Consider the following 26,206-nt stretch of genomic DNA (forward strand, 5'->3'; position numbering starts at 1 on the left):
ATGACCGTCACCCTGCTCGGAGCCGCCGAGATCCGCCGACTGGCCGCCGAGCTCGATGTCACCCCCACCAAGAAGCTGGGCCAGAACTTCGTCACCGACGCGAACACGGTCCGCAAGATCGTGCAGGCCGCGCGCGTGCAGCCGGGCGAGCGCGTGGTCGAGGTGGGGCCCGGCCTGGGTTCGCTGACGCTCGCGATCCTGGAGACCGGGGCCGCCGTCACCGCCGTGGAGATCGATCACCGCCTCGCCGCCCGCCTGCCGCAGACCGCCGCCGAGCACGGCGTGCCCGAGGGGGCGCTCACGGTGGTCGATGCCGACGCGCTGCGGGTGGCCGAGCTGCCCGGCGAGCCGACCGTCCTGGTCGCGAACCTGCCGTACAACGTGTCGGTGCCGGTGCTGCTGCACTTCCTCGAGACCTTCCCCTATCTGCAGCGGGGCGTCGTGATGGTGCAGGCCGAGGTGGCCGAGCGCCTGGCGGCGAAGCCGGGGTCGAAGATCTACGGCTCGCCGAGCGTGAAGGCCGCGTGGTACGGCGAGTGGCGGCTCACCGGCACGGTGTCGCGGCAGGTGTTCTGGCCCGTTCCGAACGTCGACAGCCTGCTCGTCGGCTTCGATCGGTCGGAGGGCGAGCGCGGTTCCGAGGCCGAGCGTCGCCGCACCTTCGAGATCGTCGATGCCGCGTTCAACCAGCGCCGCAAGATGCTCCGCCAGGCGCTGTCCGGCGTCTTCGGCAGCTCGGCCGCTGCGACCGAGGTGCTGACGGCCGCCGGCGTGGCCCCGACCGCCCGCGGCGAGGACCTCACGGTCGACGACTACCAGCGCATCGCGCAGCAGGCACCGGCGGCGCCGGACGCGGCGGCCGGGGTCTGACGCCCCGCGCGCGGCCTGAGGCTCTGCCCCTCGACACCGCCGCCTGACGCCCTGCGCGGCCTGACGCCCCGCGCGCGGCCCGAGGTTCTGCCCCTAGACACCGCCGCCTGACGCCCCGCGCGCGGCCCGGGGTTCTGCCCCTCGACACCGCCGGGCTCCCGCCGTCGCGGCGGGAGCCCGGCGGAGGTGCGGGCAGGACGCGGAGCTCAGACCCCCGAAGGGATCTCGGTGAGCGTGCGGTCGTGCAGGGGCTGCACGGGTCGGTGGTTGTCGGGGTAGACGTCGGTGAACGCGGCGAGCTCCTCCGCCGACACCGTCACCGGGGTGAGGTAGACGTTCCAGCGCACGCCCTCGGTGCACGGCGGCGTGGTGAGCGAGCCGTCGTACTGCACGCTCATGCCGTCCGCCGGGATGAGCGCGCTCGGGTCGATCTCGTGGCTCAGCGGCGTGCCCTTCTCGCTCACGGTGGTGGTGATCGACGAGAAGAACTCGTCAAGTGCCGTGCTGGCCGGCCCAGCCTGCAGCATCACGCCGAGCACGAGCATCGAGCCGTCCTCGGCCTTGTGCACCAGGTGCAGCTCGGCGGGAGCCGTGCGTCCGTCGATCGTGTGCTCGCTGCTCGCGTGCAGGTGGAACTGCTGCAGCTCGTACGTCTTGCCGTTCACCTCGATCGAGTTGGACGTCGGGTCCTCCGGGATCGCCTCGATGGTGTGGCCGTTGTTCTCGATGTCGAACGCGGCGGGGGCGTAGTGCGTCACGACCTTCTGCGCGGCGGTCCCCATCTGCACCGTCGAGGTGTCGATGGCGATGGGGGACTCGTGGGAGCTGTCGACGTTCTCGCACGCGGCGCCGAACTTCCCCCAGTGCTCGGGGCCGTTGGACCCGCGGTACGACCACTCGGCGTCCGCGGAGGCGCCGGGCGAGGGCGACGCAGACGCGGCGGGGGTCGTGGCGGCGGGTGCGCAGCCGGCGAGAGCGCCGATCGCGAGGGCCGCGGTGGACAGAGCGAGAGCGGGGCGGATCTTCATGTTGTTTCCTTCGGAGTGTGCGGCGCGCGCTGCAGGCACAGCGGATCGCCGCGCACCACACCGCGACGCCATCGGGACGATGCCCTGGCGGACTGCGTGATCACCCGGACGGCCAGTTGTCACTGCCCCGCGGCGTCCGAGCGGCACGAGTGTAGGCGACGAAACCCGGAGTTGCCCGTGGTCCCGCACCGCCCGTCGTCCCCGCCTACCAGCGCATCGAGCGCCACGCAACGGCGATCCCGGATCCCACACCGCCCGGTAATCTGGCACCGTGACCGACTCCCCGCGCTTCCGTCCCGATGTCCCCGAGCTCCACCGCCCGTACGCCGCCGACGAGGGCCGCTACGGACGGTTCGCCTACCGTCAGGTCGGGTCGTCCGGCCTCTACCTGCCGCCGATCTCGCTCGGGCTGTGGTGGAACTTCGGCGACAACATCCCGCTCGACAACCAGCGCGCGCTGCTGCGTCACGCGTTCGACGGCGGTATCACGCACTTCGATCTCGCGAACAACTACGGCCCGCCCTACGGCTCCGCCGAGAAGAACTTCGGTCGCATCTTCGCGGAGGACTTCCGGCCCTACCGCGACGAGCTCATCATCTCGTCGAAGGCCGGCTGGGACATGTGGCCGGGCCCGTACGGCGACTACGCGAGCCGCAAGTACATCCTCGCCAGCGCCGAGCAGTCGCTCACGCGCATGGGCCTGGACTACGTCGACATCTTCTACTCGCACCGCGTCGATCCGGTCACCCCGATCGAGGAGACCGTGGGCGCGCTCGACACGCTCGTGCGGCAGGGCAAGGCCCTCTACGTGGGCATCTCGTCGTACAGCGCCGAGCGCACGGCCGAGGCGGTCGCCGTGGCGAAGGATCTCGGCACCCCGCTGGTCATCCACCAGCCCGCGTACTCCATCCTGAACCGGTGGATCGAGGACGGCCTCACGACGACGCTCGAGGAGTCGGGTCTCGGGGCCATCGCGTTCACGCCGCTCGCGCAGGGACTGCTCACCGACAAGTACCTGGGCGACGGCACCGCCGACCGGGCGCAGCAGCGCGGCTCGCTCCCGAAGGGCAAGCTCACCGACGAGGCCGTGCAGACGCTGCGGGCGCTGAACGACGTGGCGAAGGGCCGCGGACAGTCGCTCGCCCAGCTGGCGCTGCAGTGGACGCTGCGCACCCCGGTGGTCGCCTCGGCCCTGATCGGGGCGTCCCGGCCCGAGCAGCTCGACGAGAACCTCGCCGCGCTCGACGGGCCCGAGTTCACCGCGGAGGAGCTCGCCCGCATCGACGAGCTGTCCGGGGGGATCGACGTGAACCTCTGGGCGACCTCCTCGGATCTGTGACCCGGTCATGAGCCTCGCCTCGGCCGCCGGATCCGTGCACGTGCGCGCGCCGGGGAAGATCAACGTCTATCTGGGGGTCGGTGGCCGCCACGACGACGGCTACCACGCCCTCGCGACGGTGTTCCAGGCGGTGTCGCTGTACGAAGACGTGATCGCGCGACGGGCGGACGACTTCTCGATCACGGTGTCCGGGGTCGAGGACGACGGCTCCGTGCCGCTCGACGACCGCAACCTGGCGATGCGCGCGGCGAAGCTGCTCGCCACGGCCACCGAGCACACCGGCGGGGTGGCGCTCGAGGTGCGCAAGAGCGTTCCGGTCGCTGGCGGCATGGGGGGCGGATCGGCCGACGCCGCCGCGGCCCTGGTCGCGTGCGATGCGCTGTGGGGGACCGGTCTGTCGCCCGCGCGTCTGCACGACCTGGCGGCGCGGCTCGGCGCCGACGTCCCGTTCGCCCTGCACGGCGGCACGGCGGTGGGCACGGGGCGCGGTGATCAGCTGAACCCCGCGCTCGCGCGTGGCCGCTTCGACTGGCTGCTGGTGACGAGCGAGCAGGGCCTGTCGACCCCGGTGGTGTACGAGCGGCTCGACCTGCTGCGCGAGGAGGAGGGTGCGCTCGCCGATGACCCGCCGCTGTCGCTCGACGTGCCGATCCCGGTGCTCCAGGCGCTGCGCACCGGAGACCCGCGGCAGCTCGCCGATGCGCTGCACAACGACCTGCAGACGGCGGCGCTGCACGAGCGGCCCGACCTGGGTGACACGATCGACCGCGGGATCGCGGCGGGTGCCCTGCACGGGATCGTCTCGGGCTCCGGTCCCACGGTCGCGCTGCTGTGCCCCGATCCCGAGACCGCGCAGGACGTGCAGACCCGGCTGCGGGACGAGGGGTTGGACCCGCTGCACGTGCACGGGCCGGTGCCCGGCGCCCGCATCCTCGGCTGAGGTCTCCCGCCGCGACGTCCTCCGGCCCACCGGTCCGTGACGCCTTCGGGATGCACGGCGCGGTCGTGGCAGACATAATGAAGTGACGATGTGACCGTGCACACGCGAGGAGGCAGTGATGTCCACGTCCTCCGAGCGTGCCCGCCTGCCGAGCATCCGCGACGTCGCCCGGCTCGCGGGGGTGTCGCACCAGACGGTGTCCCGCGTGCTGAACGATCACCCCAGCATCCGGCCGGAGACCAAGGCGAAGGTGCTCGACGCGATCGCCGTGCTGGACTACCGGCCGAACCTCGCGGCGCGCGCGCTGGTGACGAGCAAGTCGAACATGCTGGGCATCCTGTCCGCCACGATCGGCGAGTTCGGCCCCACCTCGTCCATCGCCGGGATCGAGGATGCGGCGCGCGAGGAGGGCTACTCGGTCTCCACGCTCAACCTCCCCTCGACCACGCCGGAGGCCATCGGCAACGCGGTGCGCCAGCTCGAGCGGGAGCAGGTCGACGGGATCGTGGTGCTCGCGCCACAGGTGCGCGTGTTCCATGTCTTGCGCGGCATGTCCGGCGCGATGCCCTTCGTCACTCTGCAGACGGCGTCGGGCTCGGACGGCGTGAGCCTGTCGGCCGATCAGGTCGCCGGTGCCAAAGCCGCGACGGAGCACCTCATCTCGCTCGGGCACAGCGACATCCTGCACCTGGCCGGACCGCAGGACTGGATCGAGGCGGAGTCGCGCATGCGGGGCTACCTCGACGCGCTGCGCGATGCCGATCTGCCCACGTTCCCGCCCATCCGCGGGGACTGGACGGCGGACTTCGGCTACTTCGCGGGCAAGGAGCTGTCGCACCGCCGCGACTTCACGGCGGTGTTCGCGGCGAACGACCTGATGGCGATCGGACTGCTGCACGGCTTCCGCGACGCCGGGGTGCGGGTGCCGCATGACGTGAGCGTGATCGGCTTCGACGACATCCCGGTCGCGGCCCACGTGGCACCGACGCTGAGCACCGTGCACCAGGACTTCCCGGAGCTGGGCCGCCGCGCGGTGCGCATCCTGCTGGCGCAGATCCGCGGTGAGGATCCGCCCGCGTTCGGGGCGCTGCAGACGCTGCTGCGGGCTCGCGAGTCGGCCGCCGCCCGCTGAGCCGATCCGGCGCGTTCGGGGCATTCGATTCCCGCGGGCCGCGCCCCTCCACGGATCGAATCCTTTCGATCCGCCGCGCCGCCGGGATGCCCGTGTTCCTGCGGATCGCGAGGAGATCACGGTCGCGACACGGAATGCCCGCGCCGACTTGACACCGCTCCCGCGGGAGACGACGATGTATCGATGTGAACGGTCACATCGAAGGTGACCGCACGTCGCGAGGAAGATCCGTGAGCACCACTGCAACGTTGCCGACCGTGTCAGGCCCGATCCTGGAGATGCGCAGCATCACCAAGGAGTTTCCGGGGGTCAAGGCGCTCGCCGACGTCTCGATCACCGTCCGCGCCGGCGAGATCCACGCGATCTGCGGCGAGAACGGCGCCGGGAAGTCGACGCTGATGAAGGTCCTCTCCGGGGTGTACCCGTACGGCAGTTACGACGGGGAGATCCTGCTGTACGGCGAGGAGCAGCGCTTCAAGGACATCGCCGCGAGCGAGCAGGCGGGCATCGTCATCATCCACCAGGAGCTGGCGCTCATCCCCGAGCTGTCCGTCACCGAGAACATCTTCCTCGGCAACGAGATCCGCCGCTTCGGCCGCATCGACTGGCAGGCGCAGAAGGAGCGCACGATCGAGCTGCTCGCCCGCGTCGGGCTGAGCGAAGACCCCGACGTGCCGATCAAGACCCTCGGTGTCGGCAAGCAGCAGCTCATCGAGATCGCCAAGGCCCTCAACAAGGACGTCAAGCTCCTGATCCTCGACGAGCCGACCGCGGCCCTGAACGAGAACGACTCCCAGCACCTGCTCGACCTGATCCTGGGGCTCAAGGCCAAGGGCATCGCGTCGATCATGATCAGCCACAAGCTCAACGAGATCGAGCAGATCGCCGACGAGATCACGATCATCCGCGACGGCCGCACGGTCGAGACGCTCGACATCTCCCGCGGCGAGATCAACGAGGACCGCATCATCCGCGGCATGGTCGGCCGGTCGCTGGAGAGCCGCTACCCCGACCGCACGCCCGAGATCGGCGAGGTGTTCTTCGAGGTCAGGGACTGGTGGGTGCAGCACCCGACGGTGCCGGAGCGCATGGTCGTGAAGGGCTCGAACCTGAACGTGCGGCGCGGCGAGGTCGTCGGCATCGCCGGGCTCATGGGCGCGGGGCGCACCGAGCTCGCCATGAGCATCTTCGGTCGCTCCTACGGCACCTACCTCTCCGGCACGCTCGTGAAGGACGGGCAGGAGATCGAACTGCCCGATGTCGCTGCGGCCATCAAGCACGGCCTCGCCTACGTGAGCGAGGACCGCAAGGTGCTGGGGCTCAACCTGCTCGACACCATCAAACGGTCGATCGTGGCGGCGAAGCTGTCGAAGATCGCGCACAACGGGGTGGTCGACGCGCGCGAGGAGTTCGCGGTCGCCGAACGCTACCGCAAGGCGCTGCGCATCAAGACCCCCTCGGTGGAGGAGGGCGTCGGCAAGCTGTCGGGCGGCAACCAGCAGAAGGTCGTCCTCGCGAAGTGGATGTTCACCGACCCCGACCTGCTGATCCTCGACGAGCCGACCCGCGGCATCGACGTCGGCGCGAAGTACGAGATCTACGCGATCATCAACGAGCTCGCCGCCCAGGGCAAGGGCGTGATCGTGATCTCCAGCGAGCTGCCCGAGCTTCTCGGCATCTCCGACCGCATCTACACCGTGTTCGAAGGCCGGGTCACCGACTGCATCCCGGCCGACCAGGCGACCCCCGAGGACCTCATGCGCAGCATGACCTCCGCGACCCAGAAAGCATCCGCATGACCACCGACTCGACCACCGCGAAGCGCGGCTTCCACTTCAAGGACATCACGAAGATGTTCGGCGGCGGCGGCACCTCCACGCTGCGCCAGTTCGGCATCCTCGGCAGCCTCGTCGTCATCCTCGTCGTCTTCCAGGTGCTGACGTGGATCGTGAAGGGCACCGGACTCACGCTGTCGTCCGGGAACCTCATCAACGTCGTCAACCAGTACTCGTACATCCTGATCCTGGCGATCGGCATGGTGATGGTCATCATCATGGGGCACATCGACCTCTCGGTCGGCTCGGTCGCCGCGTTCACGGGCATCGTGGTGGCGAAGGCCATGCAGGACTGGAACCTTCCCTGGCCGCTCGGCATCCTGCTGGGACTGGGGGTCGGTGTGCTCGTGGGAGCCTGGCAGGGCTTCTGGGTCGCCTATGTGGGAGTGCCGGCGTTCATCGTGACCCTGGCCGGCATGCTGTTCTTCCGCGGGGCGAACCAGTGGGTCGGCGACTCGCAGTCCGTGCCCGTACCGGAGGGCTTCAAGATCATCGGCGCGGGGTACCTGCCGGAGATCGCGCTGCCGCTGCCGTTCAACATCCCGACCATGCTGCTGGCGCTCGCCGGCGTGGCGTGGATCGTGTTCTGGGAGATCCGTACGCGTCGCGTGCAGCGCAAGATGGGCTCCGACATGGCGCCGCTGTGGGTCAGCGTCACCAAGGTCGTGCTGATCTCGGCGGTCATCCTCATCGCGGGCTGGCTGTTCGCCACCGGACGTGAGGGCACCAGCTTCCCGATCTCGGGCGTCATCCTGCTCGCCCTGGTCATCCTGTACTCGTTCATCACGAACAACACCGTGTTCGGCCGGCACATCTACGCGGTCGGCGGCAACCGGCAGGCGGCGCGCCTGTCGGGCGTGAAGGACCGCTGGGTCGACTTCTTCGTGATGATGAACATGTCGGTCCTGGCCTCGCTGGCCGGCATGATCTACGTCGCGAGGGCGACCGCGTCCGGTCCCCAGGACGGCAACGGCTGGGAGCTCGACGCGATCGCCTCGGTCTTCATCGGCGGTGCGGCGGTCTCGGGCGGCATCGGCACCGTGATCGGGTCGATCATCGGTGGTCTCGTGATGGCGTTCCTCAACAACGGCCTCGCCCTGCTCGGCGCCGGCGCCGACGTGGTGTCGATGATCAAGGGCCTCGTGCTGCTGTTCGCGGTCGGCATCGACGTGTGGAACAAGCAGCAGGGACGCCCCTCGATCACCGGCTTCCTCACGCGCCGCTTCGGCCGCAAGCAGGACCCGGCCACCGACACCTTCGATCCGACGAAGACGAACTACCCCACCAGCCAGAAGTACGAAGCCCCCGCCGTCGAGGAGACGCGCGGAAAGTAAGGGCCGCGTCGCGCAGCGCACGCGCGACGAGACCTGCACACACCAGAGAAAGAGATCACATGAAGAAGATTCTTCTGTCGGCGACAGCGCTTGTCGTCGCGGGCGCATTCGCCCTCACCGGCTGCTCCTCGGAGCGCGGCGGTGACACGGGATCGGGTTCCGGCGATGAAGCGACGAAGGGCTTCGCCGCCGACGCCACGATCGGTGTCGCCCTCCCGGACAAGACCTCGGAGAACTGGGTCCTGGCCGGTGACCTGTTCAAGACCGGTCTCGAGAAGGCGGGATTCAAGGCCGACGTGCAGTATGCGCCGGCCAGCAACACGGTCGCCGAGCAGCAGAACCAGATCCAGGCGCTCGTCACGGGTGGTGCCAAGGTCATCATCATCGGCGCGAAGGACGGCAAGCAGCTCACCACCCAGGTCGAGGCCGCGCGCGACGCCGGTGTCGCCGTCATCGCGTACGACCGCCTGATTGAGAACACCGACGCGGTGGACTACTACGTCGCGTTCGACAACTTCGAGGTCGGCAAGCTCCAGGGCCAGGCGCTCCTCGACGGTCTCGCCGAGCGCGCGGGCCACGAGGCGCCGTACAACATCGAGCTGTTCTCGGGTTCGCCGGACGACGCCAACTCCGCCGTGTTCTTCAACGGCGCGATGGAGGTGCTGCAGCCGAAGATCGACGACGGCACGCTGAACGTCGTCTCCGGTCAGACCGAGATCTCCCAGACGGCGACCGAGGGTTGGAAGCCGGAGAACGCCCAGCGTCGCATGGACTCGATCCTCACGTCCAGCTACGGCTCGGAGACGCTCGACGGCGTCCTGTCCCCGAACGACACGCTCGCGCGCGCCATCATCACCTCGGCGCAGCAGGCCGGCAAGCCCGTCCCGGTCGTGACGGGTCAGGACTCCGAGGTCGAGTCGGTGAAGTCGATCATGGAGGGCGTCCAGTACTCCACGATCAACAAGGACACCACGCTGCTGGTGGAGCAGGCCATCAAGATGGTCGGCCAGCTGCAGAAGGGCGAGGAGGTCGACGTCAACGACACCGACCAGTACGACAACGGCAAGAAGGTCGTTCCGGCCTACCTGCTCCCGCCGGTCATCGTGACCAAGGAGAACGCGGCCGAGGCGTACGCCAACGTGCCGAGCCTCCTCGAGATCGTGAAGTCGTACCAGTAACACGATTCGCACCGCGCACGAGCCGTCCGTCCCTTCCGGGGCGGGCGGCTCGTCCGCATGGGGGCCCGTGTCTGTACGGCGCCCGCGTCACGGGGCTGTGTCGGTCGCGGCGCCCGTGACGCCAGCGCACCGGCGCCGATCACGAGGTCGCGTCACGAGGTGCGCGTCATGGAGGCGCGGGTGAGGAGCAGGAGGGTGAGGGCGATCCCGGTGAGGGCGACTGCGACCCAGACCGGTCCGAGAGGTCCGGTGCCGGTCGCCAGTGCCGCGGCTCCGAGCACGGGGCCCGCGGCCGCTCCGACGTTCAGGGCTGCGGTCGCGGCGGAGCCGGCCATGGTCGGTGCCCCGGTCGCGGCGTACAGCACCCGTGTGACCAGGGTGCTGCCCACCCCGAACGACAACACTCCCAGCACGAGCACGCCGGCGAGCAGAGTCGCGGGGTGGGTCGCGAGGAGCGCGAACGCCGTCCAGCCGGCGAGCAGCAGCGGTCCGCCGATGCCGACCACCAGCCCGGGGTGCCGGTCGGAGAGTCGCCCGGCGACGGTCACACCGACGAACGACCCGACGCCGAACAGCACCAGGGCGATCGCCACCCATCCCTCGGCCAGGTGCGCGGTCTCGGTCACGATCGGCGCGAGGAACGTGAAGGCGGCGAACGTGCCGCCGTTGATCAGCGCCGCGAGCGCCAGAGCGACGGCGACCGGTCGGGTGCCGAAGACGCGCAGCTCGGCACGCAGGGTCGGCGCGGCCGCGGGTGTGGGTGTGGGCGCGGGCGCGGGTGTGGGCGTGGCCGCGGGCGCGGGCGCGGGTGTGGGTGTGGGCGCTGGTGTGGGTATGGATGTGGACTCTGGCCGGTATGGAGCGATCACGCGCGCGGGGACGCCGCGGACGATCCCGAGGAGGGCGGGCACGCAGAGCAGCGCGACTGCCCAGAAGGTGGCGCGCCACCCCCAGACCGCGCCCAGCACGGCGCCCGCGGGAACGCCCGCGACCGTGGCGACGGTGGTGCCCGCCAGGAGCACTGAGACGGCGCGCCCGGTCTGGCCGGGCGGCACCAGCGACGTCGCGGTGCGCAGGGCGACGGCGAGGAAGCCGGCGTTGGCGATCGCGCTCACCACTCGCGTGAGGAGCAGGATCTCGAACGATGTGGTGAGGGCGCCGAGCACGTGGCACGCGCCGAACGCGAGCAGGCACAGGAGCAGGGTGAGGCGAGGCGGCCATCCGCGCGCGGAGGCCGCCATCACCGGGGCGCCCACGACCATTCCGATCGCGAAGGCGGAGGTGAGCAGTCCCGCGGACCCGACCGGAATGTGGAGGTCGTCGGCGATCGCGGGGAGGAGCCCGGCGAGCATGAATTCGGACGTGCCCATGACGAACACCGTCAGGGCGAGGGAGTAGAGGGCAAGAGGCATCGAGGACTCCGAGGTGAGAGAGCAGAAGGGATCTTCTGGTCACCACGGCCAGCCCGGTGCGACGGGTGCGACGGGGGAGCGCCCGCCCGGGGGCGGATGCGACGAGTCAGCGAGTGTCGGGGCTGGCGGTGCGACCGGCAGCCCCCGACCTGTCTGATTCGGGGCTCGACATGCTTCCACTCTAGGGGGAGGCGCACCGCAGACTCCTGCCGCGCTCGCCGCACCCACCGCGCTCGCCGCACCTGCCGCGCTCGCCGCACTCGCTGCATCCACCGCTCGCCGCACCTGCCGCACTCGCTGCACCCACCGCTCGCCGCACCTGCCGCACTCGCTGCACCCACCGCTCGCCGCACCTGCCGCACTCGCTGCACCCACCGCTCGCCGCACCCGCCGGCATCATCAATGCGCTCGCAGCATCGCGACTCAGAACGGTGCCGCCTCCGCGAACACCACCGATGGCCGAGGCGGCGGACGGTCGAGGTAGCTCCGTCCGGCCGGACTCGTCCACTCCAGAAGGCCGCCCGGCCGCTGCCGCACCTGCCACGGGGAGTGGTGCTTGAGGGTGTGGTGTCTGCGGCAGAGGGTCGCCAGGTTCCGGTGCTCGGTCGTCCCGCCGCGGGCCGCATCGTGGGTGTGGTCGAGGTCGCTCTTCCGCGCCGCGAGGCCGCATCCGGGGAAACGGCAGCGCTGGTCGCGCGCTCGCAGGTGCCGGCGGAGCTCCTCGCTCGGCCGGTAGCGGTCGACCGCGAGCGTCGCGCCGCTGATCGGATGCGTGAGCACCCGATCCCACCCCGCGGCGCCGCCGGTCAGATGTCGGGCGGTCTCCGCATCGATCGGCGTCTGACCGTCGAGCTCAGCCGGAGCACCCGCCGCCGTGGGGTGATCGTCACGAAGAAGGGTCAGCACGGGCACCGTCACCTCCACGCGCGCCCGCAGCTCGCCCAGCAGACCGTCCGCCGTGTCGTGGCCGGCCGGGGTGCCAGTCAGCACCAGATCGGAGAGCAGGTCGGCTCGCAGCTGGTCGACCGTGCGGGTGTCGGGTGTGGCAGGGGAGGGCTCGGTCGCGCCCCGCTCCGCGCGCGCGTTCTCCTGCTGTACGGCGTGAGCCATCTGCGACAGCCGGTCGAACATGCCGTGGACGAGTGCCGCCGGTCCGTGCATGCCCAGGTCGGCCATCCCGTCGCCTGCGTCTTTCACCCAGACCCGCCGCTGCTCGCGGGCGTCGCGGTGCCGTTCGGTGACCGTGCGCTCCTGGAAGCGTTCGGCGAGGCGTCGCACGAGCGGCCGCAGCCGGTTGGGCGAGGTGGTCTGCGCGAGGGCTACGGCGTCGTCGGCGAAGGCCGACCGCTCGGAAGCGTCGTGGAGATGCGCACCCGCGTCGAGGATCGCGCGCGCGTGCGCCGCGCTGATCAGCCCGCGGCCCTGCGCCTCCCACACCGCGGGGAAGCGCTCGACCAGCCAGGACGCCTCGGACATGCGCCGTTCGACCGCGCGATCGCTCGCGCGCTGGGCCGCGCCGATCTCGGCGGCGACCGTGCGGATCGCCAGGTCGCCGTGGTCGGGGTGGCGCCCCTGCCGGGCGATGTCGACCGCGAGGCGCCCGGCCAGGGCCAGCAAGCCGTCGCGGGCGGCCTGCATGCTGCTCAGCGTCTGCTCCGCCGCGATCAGGCCCGCGACCAGCTCGGCGAGCATCGCCCGCTGGGAGTCGGTGGCGTCGAGCAGCGCGGTCATGACCTCACTCCATCACTGACCACCGACATTCGAACAAAGGATCGAACGAGTATGGACGAAAGTCAGGTCACGGAAAGGTAACGGTCGTGGTTTACTGACGCGATGCTTCTCAACGTCGTCGAAGCCGGTTCGGGCGAGCACACGGTCGTGCTCCTCCACGGCATGATGGGCTCCGCCGAGAGCTGGCACCGCGTCGTGCCCGCGCTGACGGAGCGCGGTTTCCGCGTACTCGCGCTCGATCTCCCCGGTCACGGACTCTCGCCGCGCGATCCGCAGCTCACGATCGAGAGCGCGGCCGACGCGGTCGTCGAGACCCTGGTGCGCCTCCTCGAGCCCCCGTCCGCCACCCCCGGCCCGCCCCTGATCGCCGCGATGGGACACTCCTTCGGTGCCACGGTCCTCGCCGCGGCCGCCCCGCGACTCGAACCGGCGCTCGCCGTCTACGTCGACGCGGCGCTGACCCTGCAGGGCGGTCAGGATCGCGCGGCGCTGGTGTCGCAGTACGAACACGACCGGCGTGCACGCCTGTCGCCGACCGAGCTGCGCCGCGCGCGTCCGTTCTATTCGGTCGCCGATGCCGAGGCGGAGGCCCGCGCGGCCGAGCGGTTCGATGCCGCGACGGCCGCGTCCGTGTCGTGCGGCTCCGATGGGCACTGGAGCGCCGCACCGGGCTCGATCGTGGTCCGCGCCGACCCCAGCGCGTGGGTCACCGACGAGGATGCGCGCCGGTTCGAGCACGAGGGCGTCCGCGTGCGGAGCATCCCCGGCGCGGCGCACACCGTCTGGTACAGCCACTTCGACGTGTTCACGGCGGCGCTGCCGGAGCTCTTCGGCTCCCGCTGACGACAGGGCGGGCGGCCCGCGATCCGCGACTACCCTGGAGAGGACATGGCACATCTTCTCGGGGCCGAAGCCCTGCACCTCGAATACCCGACCCGCGTCGTCTTCGACTCCGTCACCCTCGGCATCGAGGAGGGGGACCGCATCGGGATCGTCGGCCGCAACGGCGACGGCAAGTCCAGCCTCCTCGGCATGCTCGCCGGCACCAAGGAGCCGGACTCCGGCCGGGTGACCGTGCGCGGCGGCACCCGCATCGGTGTGCTGACCCAGGCGGATACGCTCCCGGACGACCTCACGATCGGCGCGGCCGTGGTCGGCGACGTGCCGGAGCACGAGTGGGCGGGCGACGCCCGGGTGCGCGATGTGATCGACGGGCTGCTGCGAGAGCTCCCGTGGGACGCGCGGATCGGATCGCTCAGCGGCGGCCAGCGGCGGCGTGTGTCGCTCGCCAAGCTCCTGACCGGCGACTGGGACGTGATCGCGCTCGACGAGCCCACCAACCACCTCGACGTCGAGGCCATCACCTGGCTCGCCGGTCACCTGAAGAAGCGCTGGTCCCCGAACGCCGGGGCGCTGCTGGTCGTCACGCACGACCGCTGGTTCCTCGACGAGATCTGCACCGAGACGTGGGAGGTGCACGACCGCATCGTCGAGCCGTTCGAGGGCGGCTACGCGGCGTACATCCTGCAGCGGGTCGAGCGTGACCGCATGGCCGCGGCGACCGAGGCGAAGCGGCAGAACCTCGCCCGCAAGGAGCTCGCGTGGCTGCGCCGTGGCGCCCCCGCGCGCACCAGCAAGCCGAAGTTCCGCATCGACGCGGCCAACGAGCTGATCGCGGACGTGCCGGAGATCCGCGACAAGGTGTCGCTGCAGTCGCTCGCGGTGTCGCGGCTCGGGAAGGACGTGGTCGACCTGCTCGACGTCGGCGTGACCTACCCGACCGAGGACGGCGGCGTGAAGACGGTGCTGAAGGACGTGGAGTGGCGCATCGCACCGGGGGAGCGCACCGGCATCCTCGGGGTGAACGGGGCGGGGAAGTCCACGCTGCTCGGGCTGATCTCCGGTGCCGTCGAGCCGACAGAGGGCCGGGTCAAGCGCGGCAAGACCGTGCAGGTGCGCACCCTCACGCAGCGCCTCGACGAGCTCACGCCGCACTGGAACGACCCGGTGCGCGTGGTGATCTCCGGGTTGCGCACCTCCTACACGCTCGGCGCCGGGTCGAAGGCGCAAGACCTCACGCCCGGTCAGCTGCTGGAGCGGCTCGGCTTCTCCTCGGCGCAGCTGTCGACACCGGTCAAAGACCTCTCGGGCGGCCAGCAGCGCCGGTTGCAGCTGCTGCTCGTGCTGCTCGACCAGCCCAACGTGCTGATCCTCGACGAGCCGACCAACGACATGGACACCGACATGCTCGCCGCGATCGAGGACCTCCTCGACTCCTGGTCGGGCACGCTCCTGGTCGTCAGCCACGACCGGTACTTCCTGGAGCGCGTGACCGACCAGCAGTACGCGATCCTCCCGGGGCCCGACGGCGCCGGACGGCTGCGCCACCTCCCCGGCGGCGTGGACGAGTACCTGCGGCTGCGCGAGCGGGTGGAGGCCGAGGGGCCGAAGCCCTCCGCGAGTGCCGCTGCGGCGGCACCGACCGGCCTCGACGGTGCCGCGCTCCGCACGGCGCAGAAGGAGGTCGCGGCGCTCGAACGACGCATCCAGAAGCTCACCGCGCAGGTCGACGCGGCCAAGCACGCACTCGCCGACCACGACCAGTCCGACTACGCCGGACTGGGGGAGCGGATGAAGGAGATCTCGGCGCAGGAGGCCGAGATCGAGGAGCTCGAGCTGCGCTGGTTCGAACTCACCGAACAGATCGGCTGAGACCAGGAATATCCTTCTCCCCATAGCGTTGGGAGGTAGGGATGGAAGGCCTTGAAGTCACCGTCCTGCTCGGACTCACGATCCTCGTCGGAACCCTGATCGCCCCGCGCGTGCGTCTCGCGCTCCCGCTCGTCCTCGTCCTGCTCGGACTGCTGCTCGGTTTCGTGCCGGAGCTGCGCGAGGTGCAGCTGCCGCCGGAGACCGTGCTGCTGCTGTTCCTGCCCGTGATCCTGTTCTGGGAGAGCCTCACCACGTCGCTGCGCTCGATCCGCCGCGACTTCCGCTACATCCTGCCGATGAGCACCCTGCTCGTGGTGGCCTCGGCGTTCGCGGTCGCGGGCATCGGCGTGCTGTTCGGGATGCCGTGGGAGGTCGCGCTCATCCTGGGCGCCGCCGTCGCCCCGCCCGATGCCACCGCGGTCGCCGCGCTCGGACGTCTGCTGCCGCGACGCATGTTCATGAAGCTGAAGGCGGAGAGCCTCACGAACGACGGCACCGCGCTCGTCCTGTATGCGATCGCGGTGTCGCTCGCGCTCGGCGGCCAGGTCACGCCGCTCTCGGTCACGTGGGACGTGCTGGTGTCGTACGTCGGCGGGGTCGCGGCGGGCGTCGCGGTCGCCGCGATCGCGTACCTGCTGCTGCGTCGCATGTCGTCGACCATCGTCATCAACGTGACGCTGCTGCTCGTGCCGTTCTCGGCGTTCCTGGTCGCCGAGATGGTGCACGCCTCGGGGGTGCTGGCCGTGGTCGTGGCCGGACTCATCGTGGCCTGGGTGTCGCCGCGCGTGACGACCGCGGCGTCGCGGCGCCAGGCGGACGCGGCGTGGCCCTTCGGCGTGTTCCTCCTCAACGGCGCGCTGTTCGTGCTCATCGGGCTCGAGGTGCAGTACGTGGTGCACGAGGTGCCGCCGTCGGTGATCGGGCGACTGGTGCTGATCACGCTCGCGGTGTGGGCCACGCTGCTGGTCGTGCGCTACCTGTTCCAGCTGCTCAACGTGCTGTTCCAGGGCAGGCCGTCCGCCCGCCCGGCCCCTGGCTCGCGCTCCCGTGCGCGCCTCGTGTCCACCGTCGCGGGGATGCGCGGAGCCGTGTCGCTCGCGATCGCCCTGTCGGTGCCCACGACCGTGACCGAGGGCGGCGCGATCGCCGGCCGCGACGAGATCGTGCTCGTGACGGCCGGGGTGATCCTGCTCAGTCTGCTCGCGCAGGCCCCCATGCTGCCGGCCCTGGTGCGCTGGGCGCGGTTCCCGGTCGACCACGCGGAGGCCGAGGAGTTCGAGCTCGCGGAGCGTGCGATCTCCGGCGCCGCTCTGGCCGCGCTGGACGACCTGGCCGCCGAGCACGGCGTCGGCGCGGAGGTGCGCGATCACGTGCGGGCCGAGGGGTATCGCAACCTGGAGTTCGCGAACGCCCGGACCCTGGCGCGGGAGCAGGCCCTGATCGACGCGGAGGCCGAGGCGCTGGACGACATGCTCGGCGAGCCCGACCCCCTGGGCATCGGCGGGGAGGAGGGCACCGGGGAGCCGGAACCCGACGGCGGCGTCGGCGGCGCGGTCGACCCCGAGTCGAGCGACGGCACGGTACTGCAGATGATCGCGACCTCGGCCGACGTCGACCTGGCCCAGCGCTCTCCGCTCATCCGGCACGAGGAGCACACGCGACTCAAGCTCGCGCTGCTCGATCGCAAGCGCGAGGTGCTGCTCGGGCTGCGCAGCGCCGGGACCGTGGACGACCTGGTGGTGCGGCGCATCTCGGCCCGGCTCGACCTCGAACAGGTGCGTCTGCAGGGCATCGAGGAGTTCGACTGACCCTCACCCGGTCGTCCGTGCCGGGCTCCGCCGGGACCTGTGACGCCGTGTGACGGCGCGATTCCGCCGCCTGCGCCCGACCTGCCTAACGTAGTCGGGTCCCGCCAGGAAGGAACCCCCTCATCATGTCCCGCCGCACCACCACCGTCCTCGCCGCGCTCGCCGCGGTCCCGCTGTTCGTCGCGCTCTCCGGATGCGCGACGGCCTCCTCCGACGCCGGTTCCGGCGACGCGGAGAACGAGACCGTCAAGATCGGGGTCGTCGGCAAGGGCGACGCGCAGTGGCCCGCCTTCGTCGAGGCTGCCGCCGACGAGGGCATCACGGTCGAGCTGGTCGACTTCGGCTCCTACGAGCAGCCGAACCCCGCGCTGACGGAGGGCGAGATCGACCTCAACCAGTTCCAGCACATCGTGTACCTCGCCGAGTACAACAACGCCTCGGGCTCCGACCTCACGCCGATCGGCTCCACCGCGATCTACCCGCTCGGCCTGTACTCGAAGAAGTACGACGACGTGGACGACATCCCCAAGGGCGAGACCGTCGCCGTGCCGGACGACGCGTCGAACCAGGCCCGCGCGCTGAACGTGCTGCAGCAGGCCGGCCTCGTCGAGCTGAAGAGCGGCGGCACGCCCTACTCCGACCTCGCCGACGTCGACACCGAGAAGTCGAAGGTGCAGGTGAAGGCGCTGGAGGCGGCGCTCATCCCCACCTCACTGCCCGATGTCGCCGCTGCGATCATCAACAACGACTTCGTGGAGGACGCCGGGCTCACGTTCGACGACGCGATCGCGCAGGACGACCCCGAGGACCCGAGCGCCCTGCCGTACGTGAACATCTTCGCGGCCCGCGCGGAGGATGCCGACAACGAGACCTACAACAAGCTGGTCGAGATCTTCCAGACGAACGAGGACGTGCAGGCGGGACTCCTCGAGTCCTCCGGTGGCACGGCGGTGGCGCTGCAGACCCCGGTGAAGGACCTCGTGGCCTCGCTGGAGAAGGTCCAGAAGGACGCCGACGCGAAGAAGTGACGCAGTGGGGGTGCGGGGCACCCCCACCCCATGAGGGAGAATCGGGTGGCGCCTCTCGCGTCGCCCGATTCTCCGTTTCCCGAGACCCAGACCGGAGCAGCACATGCCGATCGTCTCCCTGACGAACGTGTCCAAGACCTACCCCTCCCGCAGTCACGGTGAACCGGAGGTCGTCGCCGTCGACGACGTGACCCTCGACATCGACCAGGGCGACGTGTACGGCATCATCGGCTACTCCGGCGCCGGCAAGTCGACGCTGGTGCGCCTGATCAACGCCCTGGAGCCGGCGACGAGCGGCACCATCACGGTCGACGGCGTCGATCTCACCACGCTCGGCGAACGCGAACTGCGCCGCGTGCGCGGCGGCATCGGCATGATCTTCCAGCAGTTCAACCTGTTCTCCTCGCGCACCGTGCGGTCGAACGTGGCCTACCCGCTGACGCTGGCCGGCTGGTCGAAGCCCGACATCGAGGCGCGGGTGACCGAGCTGCTGTCGTTCGTGGGGCTGTCCGACAAGGCGAAGGCCTACCCCGAGCAGCTGTCCGGCGGCCAGAAGCAGCGCGTCGGCATCGCCCGGGCCCTGGCCACCAAGCCCGCGATCCTGCTCGCCGACGAGGCCACCAGCGCCCTCGACCCGCAGACCACGCACGAGGTCCTCGACCTGCTCAAGCGGGTCAACGAGGAGCAGGGCGTCACCATCGTGGTCATCACCCACGAGATGGACGTCATCCAGACGATCGCGACCAAGGTCGCCGTGATGGAGAACGGTCGCGTGATCGAGCGCGGCGACGTGTTCGACGTGTTCTCGGCGCCGCAGAACCCGGCGTCGCAGCGCTTCGTCGGCACGGTCGTGAAGGGCGTGCCGTCGCCGTCCGAGCTCGCCGTGCTGCGCGAGCGGCATCGCGGGCGTCTCGTCACGTTCTCGTTCCGCGACGGCGACTCGTCGCAGGCGCAGGTGTTCCTCGACCTCGCGGCCGCCGGACTCGACTTCGAGCTCGTGTACGGCGGCATCAACGACATCCGGGGCAGGGCGTTCGGGCACCTGACGCTCGCGATCCGCGGCGACTCCTCCGCGATCGACAGGGCGCTCACCACGATCGGTGAGCGCGTGGACGTGACCGTGATCGCCGCAGAGGAGGCCCGCTGATGGATCGTCTGAACGAACTGTGGCCCGAGTTCTGGTCGGCCGCACTGGAGACGCTGTACATGGCGTCGTTCGCGCTCGTGCTCGGCGGGATCCTCGGTCTTGCGATCGGCATCATCCTCTACATCACGCGCCCCGGTGGACTCCTGCAGAACCGGGTCGTCTCGGTGCTCGTCAACCTGGGGGTCAACTTCTTCCGACCCATCCCGTTCGTGATCTTCATGGCCGTCGCGCAGCCGTTCGCACGGCTCGTGGTGGGGTCGGGTATCGGCACCACGGCGGGCGCGTTCATCATCGGTCTCGCGGCGGCGTTCGCGATCGGCCGCATCGTGGAGCAGCACCTCGTGTCGGTGTCGCCCGGCGTGATCGAGGCGGCGCGGGCGATGGGGGCGGGGCCGTGGCGCATCCTGTTCACGGTCGCGATCCCGGAGTCCCTCGGACCGCTGATCCTCGGCTACACGTTCATCGTGGTCGCGCTCATCGACATGACCGCGATGGCCGGTCTGATCGGCGGCGGCGGCCTGGGTGCGTTCGCGCAGATCTACGGCTTCCGGCAGTTCGAGCCGATCGTGATGTGGGCCGCCATCATCCTGATCGTGGTGTTCGTGCACCTGGTGCAGCTGCTGGGAACGCGGCTCGCCCGGAGGATCATGCGACGCTGACCCCCGGTGGGGCGCGGGTCAGCGCGCCGGGGCGTCCTGCAGGCTCCGGCGGGTGGTGAACACGCGCTCCTCACCGGTGAGCGGGTCGAGGAACCGCAGTTCCCGCGCCAGGAGCTGCAGGGGCCGGGAGAAGTCGTCGGGCTGCTCGGGCAGCAGCTCCGGGTAGAAGCCGTCGTGCAGGATGCCGAGCCCGAGCGCGGCCAGGTGCACGCGCAACTGGTGCATCTTGCCGCTGTGCGGGCGCAGCAGGGTGTGCACCACGCGGTCGTCGGCGTCGATCACGTCGATGAGCGTCTCCGAGTTGGGCTCCCGGGTGTCGTCGACCTGCACGCGCACCTCTCCGCGGTGCTTCTCGATGTGGGTGCGGTACACCAGCGGGAAGCGGGAGGGATCCCAGCCGGCGGGCCGGGCCGATACGGCCTCGTACACCTTCTCGACCCGTCGATCCTCGAACAGCAGCTGGTAGGCGCCGCGGGTGGCGGGGCGGACGGAGAACATCAGCAGCCCGGCGGTCGCGCGGTCGAGGCGGTGGATCGGCGTGAGCTCCGGGTTGCCGAGCCGGTTCCGCAACCGCACGAGAGCCGAGTTCTGCAGGTACTTGCCGCCGGGGGTGGTGGGCAGGAAGTGCGGCTTGTCGATCACGACGAGGTGGTCGTCCTCGTGCAGGATCTCCTCGGTGAAGGGGATCTCCTTCTCGACGGGCGGCTCGCGGTAGTACCAGACGAACTCCTCGGCGCCCAGCGGCGTCTCCCGGCTGAGCGGTCGTCCGTCGCGGGCGACGATCTCGCCGCGGTCGAACCGCACGAGCAGCCGCTCGGGGTCGAGGTGGAAGAACCGCTCGACCATGTAGTCCGCGATCGTCGGCCAATCCCCGGTCAGCGGAACGTGCAACCGCGTGGCGCCGACGCCGTCGCGCACGGGGAGCGGGGAGGGCATGCCCATTGTTCGGCCTTCGGCAGGAGGGGCGGGACCCCTCCACCCTAGGGGACGGCGCCGGTCGGCTCGGCTCAGTCCGCCCCGGCGGCGATCCAGTCGTCGAAGGTGGTGGGGGCGAGCCGGGCTCCCTCGGCGGGGAGCAGCACCTCGCCCGCGAACTCGACGCCCAGAGCCGCACCGCGCCACGAGGCGCGCAGCGGAAGCTCTCGTCCGCGGGCGGCGAGGGTGCGCCTGGCCATGTCGACGGCGTCTTCGGTGCGGGGCCCGGCGATGTCGAAGGATCCGCCCAGCGCGGGGGCGGCGGCCGCCTCGACGAGGGCGACCGCCACGTCCGCCGGGGCGATCGGCTGCAGCAGCAGCGGGGGGACGACGCCCTCGCCGTCGACGATCGACCACTCGGCGATCATGGCGGGGAAGTCGTGGAACTGCGTCGCGCGCACGATCGTGAAGGGCACGGCGCCGCGGGCGACCTCGCGCTCCTGAGCCCGCTTGCCGAAGTAGTGCGGGTTGCCCTGCACCCGATCGAGCGCCGCGATCGACAGGGCCACGTGGTGGGCGACCCCGGCGGCGGCTCCGGCGACCAGGAGGGTGCGCGTCACCGTCGCGAACACGCGCTCGGCCTCTGCGACGTCGGACACCGGGGGATTGGTCGCGTCGATCACCGCGTCGACCCCGTCGAGCCTCGCCGCTAGACCCTCGCCCGTCGTCAGGTCCACCCCTTCGCCGCGGCTGAGGGAGATCGCGTCATGGCCTCGCCGTCGCGCCTCCTCCACCACGAGCCGTCCGATCCGTCCTGTTCCGCCTGCCACCGCGATGCGCATGCCGCTCCTTTGTCGTGATCCGTGGCTATCCTGCCCCGGGCCGCCGACATCCGCCGCGCACGCGTGAGCGGCGTCAGGCGTCGAAGCTCAGGCTGAGCTTGCGCAGCAGACCGGCGAGCCGTTCGCGGTCGCCGCGCGACAGTGCCCTGAGCAGCTCGGCCTCCGCGTCGACCAGCCGGGTGATCGCCGCGTCCACCCGGATACGCCCGTCGTCGGTGAGCGTCACCAGCACGCTGCGGCCGTCGCCGGGGTCGGCCTCCCTGCGCACCAGCCGCCGCCCGACCAGCCGGTCGATCCGGTTGGTCATGGTGCCGCTGGACACGAGGGTCTGCTGCAGCAGCTGCTTCGGGGAGAGCTGGAAGGGGGCGCCGGCGCGGCGCAGCGCCGACAGCACGTCCCACTCCCACGACTCGAGGTCGCTGCGGCGGAACACCTCGCGGCGGGCGCGGTCGAGGTGACGCGACAGCCGGTCCATCCGCGACAGCACCTCGAGCGGGGAGAAGTCGAGGTCGGGGCGCTGCGTGTTCCACGCGCCGACGATCCGGTCGACCTCATCCACCTCGCTCATGCGTTCATTATCGCGTGCGCCCCGTCGTCCGCCGACCCGCGGGCGGGCAGCTCCCGGGTCAGGAACACGCTGTGCGGATCCGGCCGGTAGCGGCCGAACGCCGCGCACTCGCGGAAGCCCGCGCGGGTGTACATCGCGACCGCGGGCAGGAAGAAGTCGTCGCGCCCGGTCTCCAGCGACACCCGGCGCACCCCGCGGGCGGTGGCGTCGTCGAGGAGGAACCGTACCAGGGTGCGTCCGATGCCGCGGCCGCGCAGTGCGGGGTCGGTGCGCATCGACTTGAGCTCCTCGTGCCCGTGGTCGACCGTGGCGAGGGCGCCCGTGCCGACGATGCGGTCGTCCAGGGTGGCGGCGAACAGGCGCACGTGCGGTGCGAGGAGTCCGTCGATGGGCAGGGCGTGCTGGCTCTCGGGTGGCGCGGTGCCCTGCATCTCGGCGTGATGCGCGGACACGAACGCCGCGAGGTCCGGCGTGGCGGAGGCGATGCGGGTGATGACGACGTCGCTCATGGCCCCAGCATCGCAGAGCCGTGTTTCGTCGCGATGTCGGCCACCCGGGCGTGCATCGGAACACGAGCGGGGACGTGGCAGACTTGTCGGGCGGTGCCCACGCGGGGGCCGCGGTCCGCCGTGGTGTAATGGCAGCACGACAGCCTTTGGAGCTGTGAGGTCTAGGTTCGAGTCCTGGCGGCGGAGCATGACTGGGAACAATCTCGCCATCGTCGTCCTCGCCGCAGGTCAGGGCACCCGCATGAAGTCGCGGCTGCCCAAGGTGCTGCACCCCATCGGCGGCCGACCGCTCGTCGGGCACGTGCTCACCACGGCGCGTCGGCTGCAGGCCGCGCACATCGAGGTCGTCGTGCGTCACGAGCGCGACCAGGTGGTGGCCGCGCTCGCGGAGGACTACCCCGATGCGGTGTTCGTCGACCAGGACGAGGTGCCGGGCACGGGGCGGGCCGTGCAGGTTGCGGTCGATGCGCTGCCCGGCGACTTCGACGGCGATGTGCTCGTGCTCTCGGGCGACTGCCCGCTCGCGGACGCCGAGACGCTCACCGCGTTCCTGGAGGAGCACCGCGCCTCCGGTGCGGCGGCCACCCTCATGACGGCCCTGGTCGACGACCCCACCGGCTACGGCCGGGTGATCCGCGACGCGGACGGCGGTGTCGACCGCATCGTCGAGCAGAAGGACGCGACGGCCGAGGAGGCCGCGGTCACCGAGATCAACGCCGGCATGTACGTGTTCCGTGCCGCGACGCTGCGCACGTACCTGCCGCAGGTGGGCGTCGACAACGCGCAGGGCGAGATGTACCTGACCGATGTGCCCGGGCTGCTGCGCCGTGACGGCGACCGCGTGGCCGCCTCGGTCGTCGACGACGTCGAGGTCACGTTCGGGGTGAACGACCGTGCGCAGCTCGCCGAGGTCGGCCGCCGCTTGAACGCCCGCATCGTGCGCCGCTGGCAGCTCGAGGGCGTCACGGTGATCGATCCGGCGACCACGTGGATCGACGACGACGTCACCCTGGCGCCCGACGTGACGCTCCTGCCGAACACGCAGATCCTGCGCGCGACCACCGTCGCCGCGGGCGCCACGATCGGTCCCGACACGACGCTGGTGACCTGCGAGGTGGGGGAGGACGCGGTGGTGCGGCGCACCGACGCCACGCTCGCCGTGATCGGCGCAGAGGCGACCGTCGGGCCCTTCTCCTTCCTCCGTCCCGGCACCGTGCTGGGCGCCAAGGGCAAGATCGGCGCGTACGTCGAGACGAAGAACGCCGAGATCGGCGAGGGCAGCAAGGTGCCGCACCTCTCTTACGTGGGGGATGCGACGATCGGCCGCGGGGTCAACCTGGGCGCGAGCACCATCACCGCCAACTACGACGACGTGAACAAGCACCGCACCGAGATCGGCGACGAGGTCCACACCGGCTCGCACACGGTCCTGGTCGCGCCCGTTAGGCTGGGTGCTGGTGCGAAGACCGGTGCCGGCGCCGTCGTCCGCAAGGACGTCCCCGCCGGTGCCCTGGCCATGAGCGTGGCCCCCCAGCGCAACGTCGAGGGGTGGGTCGAGAAGAACAGAGCAGGCACGGGGGCGGCGGACGCCGCGGCCCGGGAGAACACGGCGGAATAGGCGGAGCATGGCCCGGAAGAAGAAGACGGTCGACCTGGATCGCGACAACGGGGTGGCCCCCGGGATCATCGCGAAGACCAAGAAGCGGCTCGTCGTCGCGGGCGGGCGCTCCCACCCCGAGCTGACAGCGGCCGTCGCCGAGGCCCTGGGCACCGAGATCGCGCCGGTGGAGCACCGCACGTTCGCGTCGGGGGAGATCTACGCCCGCTTCGAGGTCTCGATCCGCGGCGTCGACCTCTTCCTCATCCAGACCTTCGGCGAACCGGTGAACGAGTGGCTCATGGAGACGCTCATCATGATCGACGCCGCCAAGCGCGCGTCGGCCAAGCGCATCACCGTCGTCGCCCCCTATTACCCGTATTCGCGCCAGGACAAGAAGGGCCGCGGCCGTGAGCCGATCAGCGCCCGCCTGGTCGCCGACCTGCTCAAGACGGCCGGCGCCGACCGCGTCATGAGCGTCGACCTGCACGCGGCGCAGATCCAGGGCTTCTTCGACGGCCCGGTCGACCATCTCTTCGCCAAGCCGGTGCTGCTCGACCACTTCGAGCGCACGCTGAGCCCGGAGGACCGCGAGATCCTCACGGTCGTGTCGCCCGACATGGGCCGCGTCCGCGTCGCCGACACGTGGTCGGACAGCCTCGGTGCGCCGCTGGCGATCATCCACAAGCGCCGCGACCCGAAGGTCGCCAACCAGGTGTCGGTGCACGAGATCGTCGGCGCCGTCGAGGGGCGCACGTGCCTCCTGGTCGACGACATGATCGACACCGGTGGCACGATCGTGAAGGCCGCTCAGGCGCTCAAGGCCAACGGCGCGCACCGTGTGATCGTGGCCGCGACCCACGCGATCTTCAGCGACCCCGCCTCGGAGCGGTTGCAGGACGCCTCGATCGATGAGGTCGTCGTGACGGACACGATCCCGCTGTCGGCGTCGCGCCGCTGGGACAACCTCACGATCCTGCCGATCGCCCCCCTGCTGGCCAGGGCGATCCACGAGGTGTTCGAGGACGGCTCCGTGACGAGCATGTTCGGCGGCGACGCCTGACGCATCGGCACAGCACAGCCGGAGCATAGGCGCGGTCCCTACCGTCGAAGGATCGACAGACCCCGACCCACGGAGGCCCCCATGATCCGCACGACCGTACCCACGTCCGTCCGCACCGGTTCCGCGCTTCTCGGGGTCGCCGGCCTGGTCGTGCTCGCGGGGTGCGCGGGCACCCCCGACGCCGCCGACTCGTCGAACGCTTCGACGGCGCCGACGGGTTCGAGCTCGTCGTCCGGCGGGGGCGACGCCGCGGGCTCCTACAACGACGGCACCTACACCGCCGAGGGGTCGTACCAGACCCCGGAGACGGTCGAGCAGATCTCGGTCACTCTCACGCTCGCGGACGGCGTCGTGACCGACGTCGAGGTGACGGGCGACCCGAAGGCACCCGAGACCGAGCAGTATCAGGGCCAGTTCATCGACGGCATCGCGGACGAGGTCGTGGGCAAGCCCATCGACGAGCTGAACGTGAGCCGCGTCGCGGGGTCGTCGCTCACCAGCGGCGGCTTCAACGACGCGCTCGAGTCGATCAAGGAGCAGGCCGCCTCCTGAGCGCGGG

At 70.8% G+C, this 26,206-nt stretch carries 23 protein-coding genes and 1 tRNA gene; 17 read left to right on the forward strand and 7 right to left on the reverse strand.

The genetic code is table 11. The annotated features are described in order from the left end of the window. A complete protein-coding gene (gene rsmA / locus ACFWCH_RS16890; RefSeq protein WP_378803903.1) occupies positions 1–870 on the forward strand; it encodes a 16S rRNA (adenine(1518)-N(6)/adenine(1519)-N(6))-dimethyltransferase RsmA in 870 nt (289 codons plus the stop codon). A gap of 206 nt (positions 871–1,076) precedes the next feature. Here rsmA and ACFWCH_RS16895 read toward each other — a convergent pair whose 3' ends face one another. Continuing rightward, positions 1,077–1,898 carry a carbonic anhydrase gene (locus ACFWCH_RS16895; protein WP_378803904.1) on the reverse strand — a complete coding sequence of 274 codons (822 nt, stop codon included), beginning with the start codon at positions 1,896–1,898 and terminating at the stop codon, positions 1,077–1,079. A 271-nt stretch (positions 1,899–2,169) separates the two neighbouring features. Here ACFWCH_RS16895 and mgrA point away from each other — a divergent pair, with 271 nt between their 5' ends. The 6 genes from mgrA (at position 2,170) to ACFWCH_RS16925 (ending at position 9,656) form a co-directional block, all read left to right on the forward strand. Beyond that, positions 2,170–3,237, forward strand: coding sequence for an L-glyceraldehyde 3-phosphate reductase (gene mgrA / locus ACFWCH_RS16900; RefSeq protein WP_136036205.1), 1,068 nt, complete (start codon positions 2,170–2,172; stop codon positions 3,235–3,237). Positions 3,238–3,244: 7 nt separating this feature from the next. Beyond that, positions 3,245–4,177, forward strand: a complete 933-nt coding sequence (locus tag ACFWCH_RS16905; protein ID WP_247639067.1) for a 4-(cytidine 5'-diphospho)-2-C-methyl-D-erythritol kinase — start codon at positions 3,245–3,247, stop codon at positions 4,175–4,177. A 118-nt stretch (positions 4,178–4,295) separates the two neighbouring features. Then, a complete protein-coding gene (locus ACFWCH_RS16910; protein ID WP_136028596.1) occupies positions 4,296–5,309 on the forward strand; it encodes a LacI family DNA-binding transcriptional regulator in 1,014 nt (337 codons plus the stop codon). 278 nt (positions 5,310–5,587) lie between these two features. After that, positions 5,588–7,108, forward strand: a complete 1,521-nt coding sequence (mmsA, locus tag ACFWCH_RS16915; RefSeq protein ID WP_241115732.1) for a multiple monosaccharide ABC transporter ATP-binding protein — start codon at positions 5,588–5,590, stop codon at positions 7,106–7,108. Then, entirely contained in the window at positions 7,105–8,478 is a 1,374-nt protein-coding gene (gene mmsB, locus ACFWCH_RS16920; protein WP_136028597.1) for a multiple monosaccharide ABC transporter permease, read from the forward strand. Before mmsA ends, mmsB begins: the two co-directional genes overlap by 4 nt. A gap of 59 nt (positions 8,479–8,537) precedes the next feature. Then, the gene (locus tag ACFWCH_RS16925; RefSeq protein ID WP_136028598.1) at positions 8,538–9,656 is read left to right on the forward strand and encodes a sugar-binding protein; all 1,119 of its coding nucleotides are present in this window, start codon (positions 8,538–8,540) and stop codon (positions 9,654–9,656) included. Between the two features lie 152 nt (positions 9,657–9,808). On the opposite strand, the gene ACFWCH_RS16930 is transcribed toward ACFWCH_RS16925, so the two are convergent. Continuing rightward, positions 9,809–11,068 (reverse strand): MFS transporter, encoded by a 1,260-nt coding sequence (locus tag ACFWCH_RS16930; RefSeq protein ID WP_378803905.1) that lies wholly within the window; start codon positions 11,066–11,068, stop codon positions 9,809–9,811. 423 nt (positions 11,069–11,491) lie between these two features. Further along, positions 11,492–12,799 carry a DUF222 domain-containing protein gene (locus ACFWCH_RS16935; protein ID WP_378803907.1) on the reverse strand — a complete coding sequence of 436 codons (1,308 nt, stop codon included), beginning with the start codon at positions 12,797–12,799 and terminating at the stop codon, positions 11,492–11,494. A 102-nt stretch (positions 12,800–12,901) separates the two neighbouring features. Here ACFWCH_RS16935 and ACFWCH_RS16940 point away from each other — a divergent pair, with 102 nt between their 5' ends. The 6 genes from ACFWCH_RS16940 (at position 12,902) to ACFWCH_RS16965 (ending at position 20,153) form a co-directional block, all read left to right on the forward strand. Beyond that, positions 12,902–13,642 carry an alpha/beta fold hydrolase gene (locus tag ACFWCH_RS16940; protein ID WP_136045695.1) on the forward strand — a complete coding sequence of 247 codons (741 nt, stop codon included), beginning with the start codon at positions 12,902–12,904 and terminating at the stop codon, positions 13,640–13,642. A gap of 45 nt (positions 13,643–13,687) precedes the next feature. Next, entirely contained in the window at positions 13,688–15,511 is a 1,824-nt protein-coding gene (locus ACFWCH_RS16945) for an ABC-F family ATP-binding cassette domain-containing protein (RefSeq protein ID WP_136036321.1), read from the forward strand. A gap of 41 nt (positions 15,512–15,552) precedes the next feature. Further along, entirely contained in the window at positions 15,553–17,319 is a 1,767-nt protein-coding gene (locus ACFWCH_RS16950; RefSeq protein ID WP_136036320.1) for a Na+/H+ antiporter, read from the forward strand. 125 nt (positions 17,320–17,444) lie between these two features. Continuing rightward, on the forward strand, positions 17,445–18,347 hold the full coding sequence (locus tag ACFWCH_RS16955) for a MetQ/NlpA family ABC transporter substrate-binding protein (protein WP_378803908.1): 903 nt from the start codon (positions 17,445–17,447) through the stop codon (positions 18,345–18,347). 103 nt (positions 18,348–18,450) lie between these two features. Beyond that, on the forward strand, positions 18,451–19,494 hold the full coding sequence (locus ACFWCH_RS16960; RefSeq protein WP_136030433.1) for a methionine ABC transporter ATP-binding protein: 1,044 nt from the start codon (positions 18,451–18,453) through the stop codon (positions 19,492–19,494). Then, positions 19,494–20,153, forward strand: coding sequence for a methionine ABC transporter permease (locus tag ACFWCH_RS16965; RefSeq protein WP_136030431.1), 660 nt, complete (start codon positions 19,494–19,496; stop codon positions 20,151–20,153). Before ACFWCH_RS16960 ends, ACFWCH_RS16965 begins: the two co-directional genes overlap by 1 nt. Before the next feature lie 18 nt (positions 20,154–20,171). Here ACFWCH_RS16965 and ACFWCH_RS16970 read toward each other — a convergent pair whose 3' ends face one another. From ACFWCH_RS16970 to ACFWCH_RS16985, 4 genes are all read right to left on the reverse strand, one after another. Next, entirely contained in the window at positions 20,172–21,095 is a 924-nt protein-coding gene (locus ACFWCH_RS16970) for a pseudouridine synthase (RefSeq protein WP_378803909.1), read from the reverse strand. Positions 21,096–21,160: 65 nt separating this feature from the next. Next, positions 21,161–21,910, reverse strand: coding sequence for an SDR family oxidoreductase (locus tag ACFWCH_RS16975; protein ID WP_136030427.1), 750 nt, complete (start codon positions 21,908–21,910; stop codon positions 21,161–21,163). Positions 21,911–21,983: 73 nt separating this feature from the next. Then, complete coding sequence (locus tag ACFWCH_RS16980; protein WP_136030425.1) at positions 21,984–22,478, reverse strand: MarR family winged helix-turn-helix transcriptional regulator; 495 nt, start codon at positions 22,476–22,478, stop codon at positions 21,984–21,986. Then, complete coding sequence (locus ACFWCH_RS16985) at positions 22,475–22,987, reverse strand: GNAT family N-acetyltransferase (protein WP_378803910.1); 513 nt, start codon at positions 22,985–22,987, stop codon at positions 22,475–22,477. The genes ACFWCH_RS16980 and ACFWCH_RS16985 overlap by 4 nt, the downstream gene beginning before the upstream one ends. A gap of 114 nt (positions 22,988–23,101) precedes the next feature. Here ACFWCH_RS16985 and ACFWCH_RS16990 point away from each other — a divergent pair. The 4 genes from ACFWCH_RS16990 to ACFWCH_RS17005 all read left to right on the forward strand — a co-directional run bounded on the left by ACFWCH_RS16990 (position 23,102) and on the right by ACFWCH_RS17005 (position 26,199). Next, positions 23,102–23,173: transfer RNA gene (locus ACFWCH_RS16990), tRNA-Gln, on the forward strand. Between the two features lies 1 nt (position 23,174). After that, on the forward strand, positions 23,175–24,605 hold the full coding sequence (gene glmU, locus ACFWCH_RS16995; protein ID WP_136030420.1) for a bifunctional UDP-N-acetylglucosamine diphosphorylase/glucosamine-1-phosphate N-acetyltransferase GlmU: 1,431 nt from the start codon (positions 23,175–23,177) through the stop codon (positions 24,603–24,605). Between the two features lie 7 nt (positions 24,606–24,612). After that, positions 24,613–25,647 carry a ribose-phosphate diphosphokinase gene (locus tag ACFWCH_RS17000; protein ID WP_136030418.1) on the forward strand — a complete coding sequence of 345 codons (1,035 nt, stop codon included), beginning with the start codon at positions 24,613–24,615 and terminating at the stop codon, positions 25,645–25,647. Positions 25,648–25,728: 81 nt separating this feature from the next. Next, entirely contained in the window at positions 25,729–26,199 is a 471-nt protein-coding gene (locus ACFWCH_RS17005) for an FMN-binding protein (protein ID WP_136030415.1), read from the forward strand. The last annotated feature ends 7 nt before the right edge of the window (positions 26,200–26,206 follow it).

The organism is Microbacterium sp. NPDC060132 (genome assembly GCF_042729675.1).
GTDB classification, from domain to species: domain Bacteria; phylum Actinomycetota; class Actinomycetes; order Actinomycetales; family Microbacteriaceae; genus Microbacterium; species Microbacterium sufflavum.

Excerpts from the sequence above, each read along its gene's own strand:
- rsmA (WP_378803903.1), top strand. The coding sequence starts at position 1 with ATGACCGTCACCCTGCTCGGAGCCGCCGAGATCCGCCGACTGGCCGCC.
- ACFWCH_RS16895 (WP_378803904.1), bottom strand. The coding sequence starts at position 1,898 with ATGAAGATCCGCCCCGCTCTCGCTCTGTCCACCGCGGCCCTCGCGATC.
- ACFWCH_RS16905 (WP_247639067.1), top strand. The coding sequence starts at position 3,245 with ATGAGCCTCGCCTCGGCCGCCGGATCCGTGCACGTGCGCGCGCCGGGG.
- ACFWCH_RS16910 (WP_136028596.1), top strand. The coding sequence starts at position 4,296 with ATGTCCACGTCCTCCGAGCGTGCCCGCCTGCCGAGCATCCGCGACGTC.
- mmsA (WP_241115732.1), top strand. The coding sequence starts at position 5,588 with ATGCGCAGCATCACCAAGGAGTTTCCGGGGGTCAAGGCGCTCGCCGAC.
- mmsB (WP_136028597.1), top strand. The coding sequence starts at position 7,105 with ATGACCACCGACTCGACCACCGCGAAGCGCGGCTTCCACTTCAAGGAC.
- ACFWCH_RS16925 (WP_136028598.1), top strand. The coding sequence starts at position 8,538 with ATGAAGAAGATTCTTCTGTCGGCGACAGCGCTTGTCGTCGCGGGCGCA.
- ACFWCH_RS16930 (WP_378803905.1), bottom strand. The coding sequence starts at position 11,068 with ATGCCTCTTGCCCTCTACTCCCTCGCCCTGACGGTGTTCGTCATGGGC.
- ACFWCH_RS16935 (WP_378803907.1), bottom strand. The coding sequence starts at position 12,799 with ATGACCGCGCTGCTCGACGCCACCGACTCCCAGCGGGCGATGCTCGCC.
- ACFWCH_RS16940 (WP_136045695.1), top strand. The coding sequence starts at position 12,902 with ATGCTTCTCAACGTCGTCGAAGCCGGTTCGGGCGAGCACACGGTCGTG.
- ACFWCH_RS16945 (WP_136036321.1), top strand. The coding sequence starts at position 13,688 with ATGGCACATCTTCTCGGGGCCGAAGCCCTGCACCTCGAATACCCGACC.
- ACFWCH_RS16950 (WP_136036320.1), top strand. The coding sequence starts at position 15,553 with ATGGAAGGCCTTGAAGTCACCGTCCTGCTCGGACTCACGATCCTCGTC.
- ACFWCH_RS16955 (WP_378803908.1), top strand. The coding sequence starts at position 17,445 with ATGTCCCGCCGCACCACCACCGTCCTCGCCGCGCTCGCCGCGGTCCCG.
- ACFWCH_RS16960 (WP_136030433.1), top strand. The coding sequence starts at position 18,451 with ATGCCGATCGTCTCCCTGACGAACGTGTCCAAGACCTACCCCTCCCGC.
- ACFWCH_RS16965 (WP_136030431.1), top strand. The coding sequence starts at position 19,494 with ATGGATCGTCTGAACGAACTGTGGCCCGAGTTCTGGTCGGCCGCACTG.
- ACFWCH_RS16970 (WP_378803909.1), bottom strand. The coding sequence starts at position 21,095 with ATGGGCATGCCCTCCCCGCTCCCCGTGCGCGACGGCGTCGGCGCCACG.
- ACFWCH_RS16975 (WP_136030427.1), bottom strand. The coding sequence starts at position 21,910 with ATGCGCATCGCGGTGGCAGGCGGAACAGGACGGATCGGACGGCTCGTG.
- ACFWCH_RS16980 (WP_136030425.1), bottom strand. The coding sequence starts at position 22,478 with ATGAGCGAGGTGGATGAGGTCGACCGGATCGTCGGCGCGTGGAACACG.
- ACFWCH_RS16985 (WP_378803910.1), bottom strand. The coding sequence starts at position 22,987 with ATGAGCGACGTCGTCATCACCCGCATCGCCTCCGCCACGCCGGACCTC.
- glmU (WP_136030420.1), top strand. The coding sequence starts at position 23,175 with ATGACTGGGAACAATCTCGCCATCGTCGTCCTCGCCGCAGGTCAGGGC.
- ACFWCH_RS17000 (WP_136030418.1), top strand. The coding sequence starts at position 24,613 with ATGGCCCGGAAGAAGAAGACGGTCGACCTGGATCGCGACAACGGGGTG.
- ACFWCH_RS17005 (WP_136030415.1), top strand. The coding sequence starts at position 25,729 with ATGATCCGCACGACCGTACCCACGTCCGTCCGCACCGGTTCCGCGCTT.